Here is a 16876-nt window from a genome sequence, read left to right as displayed (position 1 = left end):
GGTCAGCATGGGTCGTCGAGCAGGCGGGCCCGCTGCGCGATTATCGCCGCCTCGACTCGCGATTTGACGCCCAGCTTTGCCAGCACCGAACTGACCTGGTCCTTTACCGTTCCCACACTCGAGTACAGGGCAGCGGCGATCTCGCCGTTGGAACGGCCCTTCGCGAGAAGACGCAGCACCTCGGTCTCCCGGTCGGTCAGTCCGCGGATGGATCCGACCGCTTCCGCGTCGGGACGGTCACCCAGGTAGCCCGCGATGACCTTGGGGCTGATCTTCTCCGACAGCACCAGCCCGCCGGCAGCCAGACTGCGCACGATGTGCGGAAGCTGCTCGGGGTCGGTGTCCTTGAGCAGGAATCCGGCCGCACCGAGGCGCAGCGCGGACGCGATGTAGTCGTCGGCGTCGAACGTGGTCAAGACCGCGACGGTCGGCGGGCTGGCTAGTGCTTGCAGCTCCCGCAGTACACCGAGACCGTCTTTGCCCGGCATGCGGATGTCGAGCAACACCACGTCCGGCCTTCGCTCGGTGATCACCCGCACGGCTTGCACCCCGTCGCAGGTACCGACCACGTCGATGTCGTCGGCCGCCGACAGGATCAGCTCGAAACCCGACCGGATCAGAGCCTCGTCGTCGACGATGATGACCTTCAGCACCTGCCCTCCTCGGAGTGAGCCGATATGTGTGGTACGAGCTTATTGGCTAAATCGGGGACATCACTGTGACCGGTCCAGCCGCAGTCGACTGGCTGGCGACAAGCAGCCAGCCGTCGGGTCGTTGACCGGGTCTCGAGCCCTGCCAGCCGCCGCTCACCCGTCCCACCGTCTAGGCGACTGACTGGCCGTTTCTGGCCGGTCGGAGGATGGACTGTCCCGGGACGCCGCCTCGATCATGAAAGCGCGTGCCGGCACCGACCTCAGCGCCTGGAACCGGTCGTCGGACGCGGGATCCGAGGAGTGCACACCAATGCTGGACTGGCCATTGTTGAGTGGTCCTTTGCCCCTGACGATCCAGATCGGTGCGGCGATCGCCGGAGCGTGGCTGCTGATCAGGATGGCGCTCGCGCCACGTTCCCCGCTGGTGAAGATCATCAGCTGTGTCGCCTACGTCACGGGCGCCGCCGTCGTCACGCTGGTCGGTGACCACTTGGCGCGCAATGTGTGGGCATTGTTCCCGGACCGGATACCGCTGGTGGTGCTCCTGTGGGCGGGCGGCGCTGTCTTCACCCTGTGTATGGCAGCATCGCTGGCCACGGTCACCAACCGCTGGACGGTCAGCACCGGGTTGGTGGTCGCCTCGGTGATCGTGGTCGCCGCCTGCGCCAATCAGGTCAATGCGGTCTTCGGCGCCTACCCGACCCCGCGCGATGCACTGGGTATCGCCCGCCCCGACGATGTCGCGCTGCCCGCGGTTCGCCCGCACCCCCTCGACCCGGTGCGGACCCACCCGCTGGAGCGATCCTGGAGTCCGCCACCGGGCCTCGGGTTCTCCGGAAAACTCACCTCGGCGGACATCCCGGGGGCGGCGTCAGGTTTCGTGGCTCGCCGGGCCAAGATCTACCTGCCGCCGGCCTATTTCAGCGATACGCCACCACGTCTGCCGGTGCTGGTGTTGCTGACGGGGCAGCCGGGGACCCCTCAGGACTGGATCAGCGCCGGAAGGCTACCGCGCATCATGGATGCCTTCGCCCGCGCTCACCGAGGGCTGGCGCCGGTGGTGGTGGTTCCGGATCCCACCGGTGGCCCGTTGCGCGACCCGCTGTGCCTGAACTCTCCGCTGGGCAATGTCGACACCTACCTCGCCACCGATGTGCCCGCCTGGATAAGGACCAACCTCACGGTCGACCCCAGCCCCACCAGCTGGGCCGTTGCCGGGGCCTCCTACGGGGGCACCTGCGCGCTGCAGCTGGCCACCAATCACTCCGAGGTGTATCCCAGCTTCATCGACATCGCGGGCTCGGCTGAACCCACGCTCGGTGACCGCCAACGCACGGTCGTTGCCGCCTTCGGCGGCAACGACGCGGCATTCAACAAGGTCAACCCGCTGGATCTGTTGAAGGCGCGCCGGTATCCGCGCAGTGCGGCCGCCATCGTCGTCGGTTCCAGCGATCACGACACGCTCGGTGACGCGCAACGGGTGCACGAGGCGACCGCGGCCGCCGGTATGGAAAGCCACCTCACTGAGTTACCCGGTGCCCACGATTGGCGGGTGTTCGCCGCGGCCCTGGCCAAGGAACTTCCCTGGCTGGCCAAGCGCGTGAACCTCATCGACTGACACCAATGCCGGATCATCCACCGACAGGAGCATGCCATGCCCGATAGCCGCACAGCGGGCCCTCGCCGCGGACCGGGGTCGGCGCGGTTGCGCCTGCTGTGGTCTTTCGCCGCCCCGCACCGTCGCACTCTGCTGATCGGAGCGGTCCTGGGGCTGTTCGCCTCGGCCGCCGGCCTGGCGACACCGATGATCACCAAGGTGGTGCTCGACTCGTTGGGCGCGCGCGCGTCGCTGACCGTGCCGGTGTTCGCCCTGGTGGCCTTGCTGATCCTCAGCGCGGTGATCCGCTGCGCGCAGGCAATCCTCCTCGGCGTCGTGGGGGAGCAGATCGTTCTCGAGGCGCGCGAGACCATGATCCGAAGGCTGTTGCGTGCCACCGTGCAGGCCGTCAGCAGCCGGCCGCCAGGGGAGCTGGTCACGCGGGTCACGTCCGATTCGGTTCTGCTGCACGAGGCCGCCTCGACCAGCGTCGTCGGCCTGATCAACGGAATGGTGATGTTGGTCGGCACCCTGGTGCTGATGGGTGTGCTCGACCTGCCTCTGCTGGCCACCACCCTGGGCGCGATCGTGGTGGTGGCAGTGGTGTTTCTGCTGTTGATGCCAGGGGTGGCCGACGAACGCCAAGCTGCCCAACATCATCTGGGCCGGGTCGGCGGAGCACTCGAGGCGACGTTGCGCGCGATTCGCACGGTGAAAGCCAGCCGTGCCGAGGACCGTCAGTCCGATCGCATCATCGAATCGGCCAAGGCGGCAAATCATCACGCCGTGCGCGCGGTACGTCGTGAGTCGATTGCCGAGATCTTCGCCTGGGCGGGTGTCGATCTGGCGATCATCGTGATCCTCACGGTGGGCGCCTGGCGCGTCAGCAACAACGCAATGGAACTCTCGAGCCTCATCGCGTTCCTGCTCTACGCATTCGGCTTGATGGATCCGGTCACCGAATTGTCGACCAACGTCACCACGTTGCAGACGGGAGTGGCCGCGGCTGGGCGCATCCGTGAAGTCGAACAGCTCGAGACCGAGACCATCGCCGCCGTCCAGCCGCCGCCCACCACGGTGAGCACCGGCGATCACCCGGTGCTCGAAATACGCAGTGTCTCAGCGGGCTATGGCACCCGTGGCCAAGCGGTGCAGGACGTGGACTTCGTGATCCCGCGCCGCGGCCACACGGCGATCGTCGGCCCCTCGGGAGCGGGGAAGACGACGGTTCTGTCGTTGATCATGCGGTTTCTGGAACCGCAGCGGGGTCAGCTGTTGCTCGACGGCGTGCCCTACTGCGCGCTCACCCACGAGGACGTCAGGAAGAAACTGGCGTTCGTCGAGCAGGAGACGCCGATTTTGCCGGGCAGCATCCGGGAGAACCTGCTCTTCACGTTCGATGAGGCAACCGAGCGCGAGCTGCACCGAGCCCTCGGCGAAGTCGGGCTCGCCGACGACCTTGCCGCCATGGCGAACGGACTGGATACCGATCTGACGTCGTCGTCGATCTCTACCGGTCAACGGCAGCGTATTGCCCTGGCACGCGCGATCATCCAGCCCTCCGCGGTGCTGGTCCTCGATGAGGCGACCGCGCACGTCGACGGTCTCAGCGAGGCGGCCATTCACGAGTGCCTCCGATTGCGGGCCCAGGTCCAGGCGGTTGTCACGGTGGCGCACCGCCTTTCGACGGTGGTTGATGCCGACACGATCATCGTCATGCAGGACGGCCGGGTCCGGGCGCAGGGCACTCACTCAGAGCTGTTGGTGGTGGACGAGCTCTACCGGGATCTGGTCGCGTCGCTGCGCATGTCCAGCGACTAGCTCTACTCGGTGACCGGGAAGCCCCGCGTATCAGCCGGGTGACGGACAGTCGCAGTCTGTCGGGGGATTTCGCTGATTGGGCTACCGCGCCAGGCTGATGACGCCGGATTGTCCCTTCTGAATCTGCCGAGGACTACATGAGACGAATGGCGTCAGCATTAACGTCGATCACCGCCGCCCTGCTGAGTCTGGTTGCCGGCAACGGCATCTCCCGCGCTGGTCTGGACAATCAACTCAGCGTCGTCGACGGCCAGGGGCGGACCATGACGGTGCAGCAGTGGGACACCTTTCTCAACGGTGTTGTGCCACTGGATCGAAACCGGTTGACTCGGGAGTGGTTCCATTCCGGCAAGGCAGAGTTCACCGTGACGGGCGACAACGCCGACCAGTTCTCAGGAACCCTGCAACTGGGCTACCAAGTGGGTTTTCCGTGGTCGCTGGGCGTCGGTGTCAACTTCAGCTACACCACACCCAATGTGCTGCTCGACAAGGTGTCGGTGGCTCCCCAGCAGTTCAACCCATTGGGCTCGGTGATCACCCCGAATCTGTTTCCCGGGGTGTCAGTCAAGGCGGATCTGGGCAACGGCCCGGGTATCCAGGAGGTGAATACCTTCGCTGTGGATGTGAAGGGCGCCAACGGCACCGTGGCGGTATCCAACGCGCACGGCACCGTGACCGGCGCGGCCGGCGGAGTGTTGCTGCGCCCCTTCGCCAGACTGATCTCCAAGGCCGGTGACAGCGTCACCACCTACGGTGACGCGTGGAACATGGACTGAGTGGCGATCGCGACGCCTCGTCAGTAATCCCAGACCGTCGGGACGCACCGGAACACGTCGCCGGCCGTCGCGACTCGGCAGACCGAGGGGAACGGAAGGTGCGTGGCTATCAGCGACTCACCGGTCGCCGCCAGCTCGCGCAGCAGGCCGATCCGTACTCGGGCCGCCTCTTCGGGGTCATGCTCGAATCCGTTGTGCCACTCCGGGTTCTCGAAGCCGGGTGCGAACACAGCGTCGCCGGCGAAAGTCAGCCGGTCAGCACCCGAAGCCAACCGGACCACGCTGTGTCCGGGGGTGTGACCGCCGGTGCGGCAGACCAGCACCCCGGGTGCGACCTCATACTCCGTTTCGAATGGTGTGAGGCGGTCGCGGTATTCGTTGAGGAACCGCGCGGCGACCGAGCACAGGACGTCGGGCACCGGCTGTGGCATGTCGGTGCGGGAGAAGTCGGGCGAGGCCCAGAACTCGGCTTCGGCAGCCGCCAGGTGGATCCGCAAATCGGGACGCAATTGAGTCTTGAGTCCCTCGGCGAGCAGCCCGCCGACATGGTCCATGTGCAGGTGGGTCAGCACCACGTCGGTCACAGAAGCCGGATCGATTCCGGCGGCGTGCAGCCGCATGGCCGTCTGCCCAGCCCGGGGGAAGTCAGGGAATTCCAGGCCAAGCCCGGCATCGACGAGGATGGTCCGATCGCCGCTGCGCACGACGACCACATTCAGTGGCCAGTCGAGCACGTCGGGCGGCAGGAACATGTCGTTGAGCCAGGTTCCCAGCGCGGCCGGGTCGGCGTTCGTCGCCAGCGTCGTGGCCGTGATCGGCAGTATCCCATCACTGATCACCAGCACGTCAATGTCGCCGACCCGCAACGCATATCGGGACGGGACCAACTCGTCGGCCACCGTCCCCGTGAATTCTGCAATGCTGTCCAAACTCATGGTTTCCTCCTGCGCGGTCTGCCCGAGGGCGTCGGTGAATGAACCTGTTGATCGGGCTAACGTCGCCCGGCGGCGAAACGCATCCAGCGGTCAGTCCGCGATAAAGGGACCTACTCAACGCCTCGCCGCCCGACGGGCATCCCCGTGGAGCAGCTTCTCTCCGGTGAGATAGATCACTTGACAATTCTGGAATCGCACTCGGCGATCCCCACTTGTAGCTGGCAGCAGCCACCTCTGAACAGAAGCGATGGCGCGGCAGACCCAGGGACGGGGAACATCATGAGCGCATCACGGCTGGCCCGCAGTGCGAAAGCAGCCCAGGCGGCGATCTTCACCGCATTAGCGCTAACCGGCGTTGTAGCCGGCCCGGTGGCGACCGCCAATGCGGCCGACGACTCGTGCGCCGCCGTTGAGGTGGTCTTTGCCCGCGGCACCTTCGAGGCGCCGGGTGTTGGAGCTACCGGGCAAGCCTTCGTCGATGCTCTGAGTGCCCGGTTGCCGGGCAAGACGGTTCAGGCCTATGGGGTGAACTACCCGGCATCACTGAACTTCGGGCAAGCGGTCGACGGCGTCGCCGACGCCGCCAATAAGATCCAGGCGATCACCGCGGAGTGCCCGGCCACCAAGATCGTGCTCGGCGGTTACTCGCAAGGCGCCGCGGTGGCCGGTTACACCACGTCCAGTGCGGTACCGGCTGGTTACAGCCTGCCGGCCAGCATCTCCGGCCCGATGCCCGCGTCGGTCGCTTCGCATGTCGCGGCGATTGCCCTCTTCGGCACCCCGGACGACTGGTTCCTCGGTCTGGCTGATCGCAGCGCGCCTCCGATCAGCATCGGTGACCTCTACGCCGGCAAGACGATCCAGCTGTGCGCGGCAGGTGACCCGGTCTGCTTCCCAGGTGGACTGGATCGTTCGGCCCACAGCTCGTACAAGACCAACGGGATGACCGATCAGGCAGCCGACTTCGTGGTCGGCAAGCTGGGCGGTCCAGCCCAGGCCGCGACGGTGGTCCAAACCGCCGCCGAAGTTGGCCCCGGCAACTAACCATCCGAAACGCCGGAAGCCTGTCCCCGAGGACAGGCTTCCGGTGTTTCTGAGTACTCACTGTGGGGTCAGCCGGCGGTCCACGGTTCGCGAGCGAAGATCTCTTCGACCATCGGGCGGAAGAACTCCAGCGGCCGGTTGTCGAATCGCACATCGAAGCAGTTCTGGTCGTAGTTCTCGCAAAACTCTACGCAATCGTCGAACCACGGGTGTGAGCGGTACTTCTCGCGGGCGTCTCGGACGCCGCCCATATGGGGCGCGTAGTAGTACTGCTGGAATTCGGGGTGCACCTTGACGATCCACGCCATGCGCTCCGAAACGTAAGGAGCGACGACAGCTGCGGCGAATGCCCCGTGTGCGTGCGGTGCGTAGGTGTCACCGATGTCGTGCAGGAGTGCCGCCACGACGTACTCGACGGGTCGTCCGTCGTCGAAGGCCCGAGTCGCCGACTGCAACGAATGCTCCAGCCGGCTGATCGGATAGGCCTGCTGGCCATCGGCGAGGGCCTCGACCAGCGAGAGGACGCGGGGAATGAGACCAGCGTTATTTGCCGCCTCGGCGCGCTCGATGAGGGCGTAGTCTTCCGCGGTGCCCTGCGCCATCGTGCGGTAGGTCGCACGTGTCTGCGTGCTCATGGCCGACTCCTCTCGCTGCGTTCCCGATCAAACCTAGCCGCGGCGTGTTTCGGTGGCGTATCGGCGGGGGAGTGGAGTTTGCGAGTATTCGATGCATGGAGTTGGACTGGCGGGCGATGAATTTTGCGAATTGGGAGTCGCGGGTGCCCCTGCACCTCGCACCCGACGGCTATGACCTCGCCCGCTTCGACGATCCCCAACAAATCTCGAGTGTGGTGGCCTATGACCTGCCGCGGCTGGGACGCCTGGATGACCTGGACGTCGTGCATCTGCAATGCCACATCGGCACCGACACGCTCTCACTGGCCAGGCTGGGGGCGCGTTCGGTCACCGGACTGGACTTCTCTCCCAGGGCGATCTCGGCAGCCCGTCAGCTTGCACAGCGCAGCGGCAATGAGGTCCGGTTCGTCGAATCCGACGTATATGACGCGGTGACTGTACTGGGTTCAGGCACTTACGACCTGGTGTACACCGGTATCGGTGCGCTGTGCTGGATGCCCGACGTCCTGAGGTGGGCTGAAGTGATCGCTGAGCTGTTGCGACCCAACGGTCGGTTGTTCATGCGCGAAGGTCACCCGATGCTCGAAACGCTGAGTGAATCCAGACCGGACGGCCTGCTGGTCGTGCAATACCCCTATTTCGAAACCACGGGAACGGTGTTCACCGAGGAGACCAGCTATGCCGGCAGCGGTCGCGTGGCTGCGCCGCAGTCAGTCACCTTCAACCACGGTCTGGGGGAGATCTTCACGGCATTGACCGCGGTCGGCTTGACGGTGACGGGGCTCGAGGAACACCGGGAACTGCCGTGGAATGCCCTCGGCGAGGCGATGATCGAGAGCGCCGACTACGAAGGCGAGTATGTGCTTGCCCACGAGCCTGAACGATTGCCCCTGACCTACACGATTCAGGCGCGCAAACTCTGATGGCGTGGGCGCCGTCTGCACGTCGATAGCCGATGTGCGGCAATGCCGATGACGGAGGTCATCCGGTGGATTAGACCCGACTGCTGCTGTCGAGTGCTTCGAGAACGGCCTGACCGTTGGTTCTCGCCCATTCGGTCAGCAAGACACGTTGATCAGCTGTAGGTCGCATCGATGAAACGGGCACGCACCGCGGCCGTGGAAATCGGACAGGTGTCATGGCGGCCACCAACGCGGTACCGAATCGCGGCGAAGCGCTCGTAGAGCCAGTCGCGTGTCGCCGGCGGAATGGCATACCCGACGAGCGCCAGTCTCCACCAGCCGCCGAGATAGGCCGCAACGTGCAGCAGCGCCCCAGACCTAACATCGACCGACTCGTCGGGCCGTCCCGCGCTTTGGACGAAGACAGCGGAATCCACGCCCCGCAGTTCGCCGTGACGCGCGGCGACGCCGCGGGCGAATTCGCTGTCGAGAGAGGCGAATTGTAGGGATCCGTCGTGGTCAAATCGAAGAATCGTGCGTACCGCGCTATTGCACACGCCGCACACACCGTCGTACAGCAGAACGGGGGCGACTGGTGGGCCGTCTATCGCACTCACGAAAACTCCCAACACAGAAGTGTGGTCTCTGATCCATTATTCCCGCGCGTGGGCCCGCGCGACATTCCACACTTGACATGTCAGTCTTGTCCTGTGAGGGTGGATCTGACAGCTACCAGGGAGCCGCCAAATGCCCATCCTTCCGTGGACTGCACCGAAGCGATCCGCCCCATGCAGGGGCGAGATGGTCGCGATCGCCTCGCGATTCCAGCTCCGAGAATGGCGTGACGTCGTGCCGTTTTTTGTGGCAGCCTTGAAGATTCGTCGGCAGATGCTGAGATCGCCTGGTGTGGTTGGTGTCTCGCTGATTGCGAGACTACTTGGAAAGACGTTCTACACTCTGTCGTCATGGGACGACCGCGAGTCGCTCGACTCGGCCGTCGCCGGCCAACCTCACCGTGAGGCAATGCGACGGTTTAGCGCGCGCACCACGAGTTCGTTGTTCGCGTTTTGGTCGATGTCGGCAACCGAGCCTCACCCAACGTGGTCGGACGCACATCGTCGGCTCGCCGAGGAAGCCCGAACACACCGCGACCGAGACGGGCTATGAGTGTCTCGTCGGTCGCTTGCGCCGCGGCGCACCAGCACGCATGACGTTCGGCCCTAGCAACCCCATGTCCAGGCCCGCACTCTTGTCGGATGGCATTCCTGGGCAAGGCCGCGGTCGTGGCGGGCATGGCGGCAATCGGCTATGCGGGCTGGGTCCGTCCTCGGATGTGGCGCTGGGGCGCAACCGACCAGGAAGTCGAAACACCCTATCCCGGAGTGGATTTGGTCCCGGGTGGCGAAAGGGCGGCGACGATGGCGGTGACGATCGACGCGCCGCCGAATGCAGTGTGGCCGTGGCTTGTCCAGATGGGCGGCGACCGCGGAGGCTGGTACTCCTGGGACCATCTCGACAACGGGGGACGTCCCAGCGCTGATCGGGTTCACCCCGAGTGGCAGAACTTGGCCCTCGGCGACTACGTGAAGTACTGGACCCGGGGCGCCGCGGTGGACGCGTGGGAGGTCGCGGCTTTGGAGCCGCAGCACTTCTTGGGCCTGCGTGCGCTGTACAACCTGCGAGGCCGCAAGCTCGACCCGAAAGAGCCTCGCCCCTCGGCCTATGTGGAGGGACTATGGGGCTTCCTCGTGCGGGGCACGGCTGACGGTCGGACCCGCCTGGTCATCGGCGGCTACCAAGCCCTGCGACCACGGTGGCTTGGCCGCGTGGTCTTCTACTGGTTCTATGTGCCGGTCACCTGGGTCATGCAGGCGCGCATGCTGGTCGTGCTTAAACGCAACATCGAACGAACAGCCTGGCGGGCATCACTGCCGATCAGTTCGTAGGAAACCGCGCTGTCGGCGGTGCTTAACGATGACGTTTCGATCGAAAGGATGCGGGGTAACCTGCGCCAACGTCGCTGTACGCCGCCGTCGGACCGCTAGCCAAAGGACAGCTCATGATCCCGTTCATCTGCCCGACCTGCGGGCGCTTCGATATCGACAACTTCGATTGCGCGTCGTGCGTCAGCCCAACCAACGACGACGCGGCAGCGGCGTAACTCCGATTCCCACGGCAACTCCCTGACAACGGTCAGCTGGATTCGCCTGCTCTCACGGGTGCAGGTTCCACTGTCCGACGTCGGAGGCCAGGGCGTCGTTGACGTCGACTTCGAGGCCGCCGACAAGCGGGCCGGGGTTCGATGCCGTGCTCACCACGCGTTGGTAGAGAACTGCGCCGGGATGCACCCGGTTGCCCGACCATGCCTTGGTTTGCCAGGCCCACCAGCGGCCGGGCGTGCTCGACCTTCCGATCACGCCGTCGGCCGCGGCCCACTCGCACGTGTCGATGCCGCCGTAAATCCCGGTGCGCTGGACTCCGAGTACCGAGTTGATGCCGCGGAACCACGGCAGGGCAAGGCGGTTCCACGTGTCCCGGTTGATGTCCTCGTCGATGGTGAAGAAGATCGGCGCACTCTGGCCCCCGCCTGCCGCGGTGTGCAGCTGCCAGGCGGTCCGAGCGTCGGCGATGCCGCCGGCGTAGCCTCGCGTGAAGTCCGAGGGCGCCGTTCCTCCTGGTTTGCCATATTGGTAGTTGCTGACGATCACCAAGCCCGCGGCAGTCAGGGACTGGGCGTAGGGCAAGGTGATCGGCTTAGCGCCGAACGACGAGCCGGGGCGTGACGTCGAAACGTAATTGACCACCCCGGAGTGGCCGGCTGCGCGGATATCCTGTGCGGGGATCTGTTTGGCGGCGAAGTCGATCAACGTCGGAGCCGCGGCCGCCGCAATGGGCGTGCCGGGACCCAACGACGCCGCACCCAGCCCTGCCACCGCCGCGGCGAAGCGCAGCGCATCACGCCGGGTGACCGTACGCGATTGTCGTAGCGCAGCCGGAGGCCAATCGTGCATCGCGCGATGCTAACGGTGTGACTGATGTTATCGGTGTACCCACGCTGGCTTGTGTTGGTATTCGATCCCAAAATGAGCTCGGTCCGTTACCCCCGGCCCCAGAATGCCGGCACGGGCCCGCGGGGGAGCCACGGTCACGGACATCCAGTTCCCGGCTCCGCCGGCGTCGTCGGGTAACACTCGGTTGTTTGTCGAGGTGGCCGCGGCTCGTGTGCCGGGCCTTCCCTGCCAAGCGGGGTTCCTCGGCGTAGCCGCGGCACACGACGCGCGCGTAGCTCTGCTATCGGGTCGCATCACCGCGATGGTAGCCCGATCGCGAACGTTATCGGTCAGCTATTGTCCCAACGTGACCGAGGTGATTCTCGCCCGTGCGCTTACCGTTCTTCCCCGAGAGGTGGAACAGGTGCCCGCGCCTCCCATCCCCGTGGTTGATGCACCGTATGCCCTCCGAGTGGCCACTGCGTCCGACGCCACGATGGTTTCTGAGTGGATGAACCGGCCGCATCTCGCGCAGGCATGGGAGTACGACTGGCCAGTCGAACACTGGCAGCGACATCTGACGGCGCAGCTGGACGGTGCCTATTCGTTGCCGCTGATTGCCAGCCTCAACGGAGTCGCCGGTGGCTACCTCGAACTCTATAGGGCGGCAAAGGATTCGATTGCACCCTGTTATGACGCCGACCCGTACGATCTCGGGCTGCACGCCGCGATCGCCGACCTGCACGCACTCAACCGTGGACTGGCGCCGCGTCTGCTACCTCGGATCATCGCCAGCCTGTTCGGAACCGAACAGCGTTGTCGCCGTGTCATGTTCGATCCGGATCACCGAAACACCGGGGCTCGGCGGTTGTGCGAATTCGTCGGATGTCGGTTTCTCGGCGAGTACGACATGGCGAACCGGCGGATGGCGCTCTACGCGTTCGAACGACCGACCAGCTCGGCATAGCCGGCAAAATCCGGTTTCAGTCCGGCGGCGACGAGTTCCCACAAGACTTCGTCCGTCCCACCACCCACTCGTGCCAACTTCATGTCCCGCCACCATCTGCCGAGGGGAGTCTCGTCGACCAGAAAGCCTGAGCCGCCGAAGATGTGCAGGCACTCGCCGGCGACTTCTTCGCCCAACCGTGCGGCAGTGACCTTGATACCCGCGGCGGTCCGCAGGTCGAGGCGGCCTCCTGCGGCGATCCCGTCGAGGCCGTGTCGGAGCAAAGCAACGCGCGCGGACAGGTCGGCGATCCGCAACCTCAGCGCTTGATGTTCGAAGAGTGTATGGCCGAACTGCTTGCGGGTCATCATGCGCGCCAGTGTGATGCCGATGGCCTTCTCGCAGGAGGCGGCTACTTGCGCCGCCACCGACAGGCGTTCGTGGGCCAAGCCCCAACTGATTGCCGCGAGCCCCGTGCCTGAGCGAGCTACCAGCGCCTCCTGCGGCACCCATGTGTCGATGTGGACGGCCGCGGTATTCAGTGGTCCCGCGCTGAGTTTGCGATAGGGCTGACGCACTTCGGCGTCGGCGATCGGAACGGCAATCAACGCGACGTTGCCGTGTCGACTTGCGGGGTCGTGGTCAACGCTGCGGGCGACGACCATGATCTGGTCGGCGATGGGCGATAGCGAGACGAATTTCTTGGTTCCGCGCACTTCGAATCCACTATCGCACTGACGAATCGTGGTCTCGCAGTTCTGCAGATCCGAGCCGCCGGATTCTTCGGACGCGCCGATGCACAGCACCGCTTCACCGTCGATGGCGCGCTCGCAGATGTCGCGCAGGTAATCGGATCGGGCGAAGCGACGCAGGATCGCGATTGCCGAATCGTGCAGGCTGACCCCCACCGCAATGCCGGCCGACATCTGATCGCCGAGGGCTGACGCCAGCGCAATCAGTTTGGCGAGATCGACTTGGGTCTGAGACGGCTCACCCCATTTGTGCCGAAAGACCCCGGACTTGCCCAGATGCTCGATCAGATGACGTGGAAACCGTTCCGTGGCTTCGGCATCGGCGGTCCAGATAGCCACCTGTTCGCCGAAGGCGGCTGCCAGCAGGTCGGAGTACTGGCTCATGAACTCGCCGATTCGAACTGGCGCTGCACTTCCAGGCGGCGCAACTTGCCAGATGAGGTGCGTGGCAATGACCCGGGCGCTAATAGCACGACGTCGGCGGGAGCAACCCCGCACACCGCGGCAACCCGTTGGGCGACCGCGCTGCGGGCGGCAGCTTCGTCACGACCGCGGAACTCGGCGGCCACCACCAACCCGGTACGCGCCGTGCCAGTCGGCGTCCCGATCGCTACGACCGCGCCCTCCCGTATCCCTGGAATCTGGGCGACGACGTGTTCGACTTCAGTGGGGAAGATATTGCGTCCCGCGATCGAGATAATCTCTTTGGCTCTGCCGCAAACAACCAGCCCGTCGTCGGTGAGATACCCGAAATCACCCGTCGGGAACCAGCTGTCGCTGCCGATCGGATCGTGACCGAGATAACCGCTCATCAGGGATGTTCCGCGGATTTCGATATGTCCGACGCCGGCTGGGGCATCGTCCGCCGGTACGCTCCGGATCTGCATGCCGTTGATCGGCGGCCCGAGGATCGCGTGCTGCTTCCTGCCGGTGCGGCCGCCCTGCTCGTCCACCAGGAGGCCGGTGCCGGCAGCCGGCATGGTGACAGCACAGGTGGCCTCGGCCAGGCCGTACGCGGGCGTCGCGGCGGATGCACGATAGCCGAAGCGACTCAGGGCAGTTGCGAAGCGGCCGAAGCCGTCGCAGTCGATCGGCTCGCCACCGTTGATCGCGATTCGAACGTTGCCGAGGTCGACTTCTCCGACTCGGCTGGCGTACTTGCCGATGAGGTTGTAAGCGAAATTTGGTCCGGCGGTGATTGTTGCCCTGCTCTCAGATAGCCATCTCAACCACCGAAATGGCGACGCCGCGAATGCCGCCGTCGGCGCCAACCACAGTGGGATGCCGGCGACTGCCGAAGTGATCAAGCACGTCAGCCCCATATCGTGGTACAGCGGCAGCCACAGGCAACCTGTGTCGTCATTGGCATCAACACGCAACCGGTCGATCAAGCCGCGGACGTTGCTGAGCACCGCGTCCGCCGAGAGCGCGGCTGTTCGGGGGTAGCCGGTAGACCCGGCCGTGCCCTGAAGAACCGCGATCTCGTTGTGCGCATGGGCAACTGGTGCCGACCGGTGACGGCAGATCTCCGATACGTCGTGCACCGCCACGGGTGAACCGGCGGCGCGCAGCAGGTTGAGCTCAGCCCCGTGGCTGAACACGGTGCGTGCACCGATGTCGTCAAACCGCCGCAGTGTGGCGGTCGCCCACTGGGCTGCATCGGCACCGCGGGTCATTGCGGGCAGGATGGACATACTGCGTCCGGAGATCAGTGCACCGAACATGGCGGCGACAAGGTCGATTGTGGGTTCACCGATGAGACCAACGAAGGTGCTATTGGTCGCGTCGAAGAACGCGGCCGCCTGCTGTGCGCGCGCATGCACATCGCCCCACGCGTAGGGCCGCCAGGCGTCGGCTTCGCGGTCGAGGACCACCAGTTCGCCGGCCGACGACATCATGGCCTCGGTCAGCGCCGTTGCAAGTGCGTTCATCCCAGCGTGCTGTTCTGGATGGCCGCGTCCAGGTCGCCAAGTGTGTTGCAGGCCAACAACTCTTCCTCCGACAACACGATGCCGAGCTTCTCCTCGATGGCGACCATGCCAACCGCGAACGCCACCGAATCGAGTCCCACCTCATCGATGAGGTGGGACTCCGAGGTAAACCGCGACACGTCGATCTGAAGGTCTTCGCGCAGGATGGTCGCCAGTTCGCGACTGATGGTCGGTGAAGTCATGGCAGGGAAGGCTACGCCATCAACTATGGTGAGGCTACCCTTAGTTGGTGCCCGGCCGCACCGGTGGGCCCCCGACCAGGGTGAAGCCCGGGAAATGCGCGGAGCTGGTCACTACCTAGTATAGCTAATTGTGGTTAGGCATACCTATTGAAACTTAGGTAAGTCTCAGCTAACCTCCGACGGCGGTGGCACCCCGTCACTTGACCCAATAGGAGATTCCGTGCACTCAACGCTTCGCCTCAGCCTCGCCGAGGCCGATGTCATGTCCAGACCGGCACCCTCACCGCGGCGGGTGAACGCGTTCGCTGCCGCGGGCGCGGCGATGGTGACCGCAGGCGCTCTGGCCATCAGTCCGATCGCGCCGTCCCTGCCCGCCGAGTTGTCCTTGCCTGCCGTTCAGAAGCGAGCGATCGAGCTGGCGGCATTGTCGGCTACCGCGTCGCCGATCACGGTGTACTCCCAAGTTCTCACCAACACGGTCACCAACCTGTCGGCCTTGGGCCAGGCGATCGCGGCCGACCCGCTTCCGATCCTGTCCCAGGTCCTGCGCAACCAGCTCGGCTACGCCGAGGAAATCGGAGGCGCTATCGCAGGGATCCCCGCGGGTTGGCAGACGTACAGCGAAGGTCGCGGCGCGACGTTCCTGACCAATTTCCAAACCGCTCTTTCCCAGGGCAACACCGCCGCCGCGGTGAACTACTTGAGCAGCTACATCTTGTACGGCCTGCAGGCCACGGTGACACCGATTTACAACGCCATCCTCACCTATACCCCGCGTGGCGGGACCGTGGCGAATCCGGGCATTCCGCAGCAGATGGCGCAGAATTTTGCGAATGCCGTTGGCGCACTGTTCAGCACCACCACGTTCATCAGCGGCGTCTTCCAGTCGGGTTATGGCATGGCGCTGGGCACCTTGGCGGCAGCGGGAGAGGGCATCGCCGGTATTGCTCAGGCAGTCGAGGCCGGCGATCCGGTCGGCGCGTTCAACGCGGCGGTCAACTTGCCCGGTCTCGTTGTCAACGCCTTCCTCAATGGGTGGCAGCATCCCCAGTCGGCCGCGCCGTTCCCCGCGTTGCTGACCTACATCCCGGTTGCCCCGCCGACCGACCCGGACAACGGCGTCACCCGCACCGGCGTCTCGATCGGTCTCCTCGGACGGCTGCTGGTGACTATCCCGCAGGCGATCGCTGCGGCCATCACGCCAGTAACGGCCGCACCGGCCAGCAGCGCCGTCGCAGCGACCGCCTTGGCTACGGCAGAGCCGACCCAAACCACCGAGGCGACCGCCAGTGCTCCGGAGGCCACCGCAGCGTCCACCGGAGCCGCGGATACTGAAGCCACGACCACCGAAGCCGTGGAAAGTGCTGCGCCCAGCCGGGCTTCGCTGTCGCGTGTCGCCAGCGCCAGTGCGGCAAAGAAGGCCGCCGCTGCCTCGTCCGCCGCGGACAAGACCGGCGGGGACGAGACCGCCGCGGACAAGGCCGGCGCCGGCTCTGACGGCACCGCCTCCGCCGGTGCGAGGAAGGCGGCCGGCAGCGGGCACAGTGCTCGAAGCGCGGCGTCGTCGAACTCATCGGGCTCATCGGCCTCTGAGTAATGGCGTGCGAGGGCCGGATCCCTGCTTCTGGGGGTCCGGCCCCCCACAGTGTGGA

Annotated in this window: 16 protein-coding genes; 8 read left to right on the top strand and 8 right to left on the bottom strand. The window is 65.4% G+C overall.

The window, feature by feature from the left end:
- Positions 1-2 precede the first annotated feature (2 nt).
- Positions 3-653 (bottom strand): response regulator transcription factor, encoded by a 651-nt coding sequence (locus ADBZ9K_RS03735; RefSeq protein WP_526618587.1) that lies wholly within the window; start codon positions 651-653, stop codon positions 3-5.
- A gap of 235 nt (positions 654-888) precedes the next feature.
- Between ADBZ9K_RS03735 and ADBZ9K_RS03730 the strand changes: the two genes are divergently transcribed.
- The 3 genes from ADBZ9K_RS03730 (at position 889) to mspA (ending at position 4847) form a co-directional block, all read left to right on the top strand.
- Positions 889-2271 carry an alpha/beta hydrolase gene (locus tag ADBZ9K_RS03730; RefSeq protein ID WP_526618585.1) on the top strand — a complete coding sequence of 461 codons (1383 nt, stop codon included), beginning with the start codon at positions 889-891 and terminating at the stop codon, positions 2269-2271.
- A gap of 36 nt (positions 2272-2307) precedes the next feature.
- Positions 2308-4071: an ABC transporter ATP-binding protein gene (locus tag ADBZ9K_RS03725; RefSeq protein ID WP_526618583.1), complete on the top strand. Its 1764-nt coding sequence runs from the start codon at positions 2308-2310 to the stop codon at positions 4069-4071.
- Positions 4072-4217: 146 nt separating this feature from the next.
- Positions 4218-4847 (top strand): porin MspA, encoded by a 630-nt coding sequence (mspA, locus tag ADBZ9K_RS03720; protein ID WP_526618581.1) that lies wholly within the window; start codon positions 4218-4220, stop codon positions 4845-4847.
- Between the two features lie 20 nt (positions 4848-4867).
- On the opposite strand, the gene ADBZ9K_RS03715 is transcribed toward mspA, so the two are convergent.
- Positions 4868-5782: an MBL fold metallo-hydrolase gene (locus ADBZ9K_RS03715; RefSeq protein ID WP_526618579.1), complete on the bottom strand. Its 915-nt coding sequence runs from the start codon at positions 5780-5782 to the stop codon at positions 4868-4870.
- Positions 5783-6061: 279 nt separating this feature from the next.
- Here ADBZ9K_RS03715 and ADBZ9K_RS03710 point away from each other — a divergent pair, with 279 nt between their 5' ends.
- Complete coding sequence (locus ADBZ9K_RS03710; protein ID WP_526618577.1) at positions 6062-6826, top strand: cutinase family protein; 765 nt, start codon at positions 6062-6064, stop codon at positions 6824-6826.
- Positions 6827-6894: 68 nt separating this feature from the next.
- On the opposite strand, the gene ADBZ9K_RS03705 is transcribed toward ADBZ9K_RS03710, so the two are convergent.
- Positions 6895-7461, bottom strand: a complete 567-nt coding sequence (locus ADBZ9K_RS03705; protein WP_526618575.1) for an HD domain-containing protein — start codon at positions 7459-7461, stop codon at positions 6895-6897.
- Positions 7462-7556: 95 nt separating this feature from the next.
- On the opposite strand from ADBZ9K_RS03705, the gene ADBZ9K_RS03700 reads away from it, so the two are divergent.
- Positions 7557-8384, top strand: a complete 828-nt coding sequence (locus ADBZ9K_RS03700; RefSeq protein WP_526618574.1) for a class I SAM-dependent methyltransferase — start codon at positions 7557-7559, stop codon at positions 8382-8384.
- Positions 8385-8536: 152 nt separating this feature from the next.
- Here ADBZ9K_RS03700 and ADBZ9K_RS03695 read toward each other — a convergent pair whose 3' ends face one another.
- Positions 8537-8971, bottom strand: coding sequence for a thiol-disulfide oxidoreductase DCC family protein (locus tag ADBZ9K_RS03695; protein ID WP_526620703.1), 435 nt, complete (start codon positions 8969-8971; stop codon positions 8537-8539).
- Between the two features lie 648 nt (positions 8972-9619).
- Between ADBZ9K_RS03695 and ADBZ9K_RS03690 the strand changes: the two genes are divergently transcribed.
- A complete protein-coding gene (locus ADBZ9K_RS03690; protein ID WP_526618572.1) occupies positions 9620-10309 on the top strand; it encodes a hypothetical protein in 690 nt (229 codons plus the stop codon).
- A 267-nt stretch (positions 10310-10576) separates the two neighbouring features.
- Here ADBZ9K_RS03690 and ADBZ9K_RS03685 read toward each other — a convergent pair whose 3' ends face one another.
- Complete coding sequence (locus tag ADBZ9K_RS03685; protein ID WP_526618570.1) at positions 10577-11374, bottom strand: glycoside hydrolase domain-containing protein; 798 nt, start codon at positions 11372-11374, stop codon at positions 10577-10579.
- A 301-nt stretch (positions 11375-11675) separates the two neighbouring features.
- Here ADBZ9K_RS03685 and ADBZ9K_RS03680 point away from each other — a divergent pair, with 301 nt between their 5' ends.
- Positions 11676-12320: a GNAT family N-acetyltransferase gene (locus ADBZ9K_RS03680; protein WP_526618569.1), complete on the top strand. Its 645-nt coding sequence runs from the start codon at positions 11676-11678 to the stop codon at positions 12318-12320.
- Here the strand turns inward: ADBZ9K_RS03680 and ADBZ9K_RS03675 are convergent.
- The 3 genes from ADBZ9K_RS03675 to ADBZ9K_RS03665 are packed head-to-tail and all read right to left on the bottom strand — an operon-like array spanning position 12287 to position 15251.
- A complete protein-coding gene (locus ADBZ9K_RS03675) occupies positions 12287-13435 on the bottom strand; it encodes an acyl-CoA dehydrogenase family protein (RefSeq protein WP_526618568.1) in 1149 nt (382 codons plus the stop codon). The two genes, ADBZ9K_RS03680 and ADBZ9K_RS03675, sit on opposite strands and share 34 nt — an antisense overlap.
- Positions 13432-14982, bottom strand: coding sequence for a long-chain-fatty acid--ACP ligase MbtM (mbtM, locus tag ADBZ9K_RS03670; protein ID WP_526618566.1), 1551 nt, complete (start codon positions 14980-14982; stop codon positions 13432-13434). Before mbtM ends, ADBZ9K_RS03675 begins: the two co-directional genes overlap by 4 nt.
- A complete protein-coding gene (locus tag ADBZ9K_RS03665; RefSeq protein ID WP_526620701.1) occupies positions 14979-15251 on the bottom strand; it encodes an acyl carrier protein in 273 nt (90 codons plus the stop codon). The genes mbtM and ADBZ9K_RS03665 overlap by 4 nt, the downstream gene beginning before the upstream one ends.
- Positions 15252-15444: 193 nt before the next feature.
- Between ADBZ9K_RS03665 and ADBZ9K_RS03660 the strand changes: the two genes are divergently transcribed.
- On the top strand, positions 15445-16821 hold the full coding sequence (locus tag ADBZ9K_RS03660; RefSeq protein WP_526618565.1) for a hypothetical protein: 1377 nt from the start codon (positions 15445-15447) through the stop codon (positions 16819-16821).
- Positions 16822-16876: the final 55 nt, after the last annotated feature.

The organism is Mycobacterium sp., from assembly GCF_965229265.1.
Taxonomy (GTDB): domain Bacteria; phylum Actinomycetota; class Actinomycetes; order Mycobacteriales; family Mycobacteriaceae; genus Mycobacterium.
This window is presented reverse-complemented; position numbering and strand designations above follow the sequence as displayed.

Excerpts from the sequence above, each read along its gene's own strand:
- ADBZ9K_RS03730 (WP_526618585.1), top strand. The coding sequence starts at position 889 with ATGAAAGCGCGTGCCGGCACCGACCTCAGCGCCTGGAACCGGTCGTCG.
- ADBZ9K_RS03725 (WP_526618583.1), top strand. The coding sequence starts at position 2,308 with ATGCCCGATAGCCGCACAGCGGGCCCTCGCCGCGGACCGGGGTCGGCG.
- mspA (WP_526618581.1), top strand. The coding sequence starts at position 4,218 with ATGGCGTCAGCATTAACGTCGATCACCGCCGCCCTGCTGAGTCTGGTT.
- ADBZ9K_RS03715 (WP_526618579.1), bottom strand. The coding sequence starts at position 5,782 with ATGAGTTTGGACAGCATTGCAGAATTCACGGGGACGGTGGCCGACGAG.
- ADBZ9K_RS03710 (WP_526618577.1), top strand. The coding sequence starts at position 6,062 with ATGAGCGCATCACGGCTGGCCCGCAGTGCGAAAGCAGCCCAGGCGGCG.
- ADBZ9K_RS03705 (WP_526618575.1), bottom strand. The coding sequence starts at position 7,461 with ATGAGCACGCAGACACGTGCGACCTACCGCACGATGGCGCAGGGCACC.
- ADBZ9K_RS03700 (WP_526618574.1), top strand. The coding sequence starts at position 7,557 with ATGGAGTTGGACTGGCGGGCGATGAATTTTGCGAATTGGGAGTCGCGG.
- ADBZ9K_RS03690 (WP_526618572.1), top strand. The coding sequence starts at position 9,620 with ATGGCATTCCTGGGCAAGGCCGCGGTCGTGGCGGGCATGGCGGCAATC.
- ADBZ9K_RS03685 (WP_526618570.1), bottom strand. The coding sequence starts at position 11,374 with ATGCACGATTGGCCTCCGGCTGCGCTACGACAATCGCGTACGGTCACC.
- ADBZ9K_RS03680 (WP_526618569.1), top strand. The coding sequence starts at position 11,676 with ATGGTAGCCCGATCGCGAACGTTATCGGTCAGCTATTGTCCCAACGTG.
- ADBZ9K_RS03675 (WP_526618568.1), bottom strand. The coding sequence starts at position 13,435 with ATGAGCCAGTACTCCGACCTGCTGGCAGCCGCCTTCGGCGAACAGGTG.
- mbtM (WP_526618566.1), bottom strand. The coding sequence starts at position 14,982 with ATGAACGCACTTGCAACGGCGCTGACCGAGGCCATGATGTCGTCGGCC.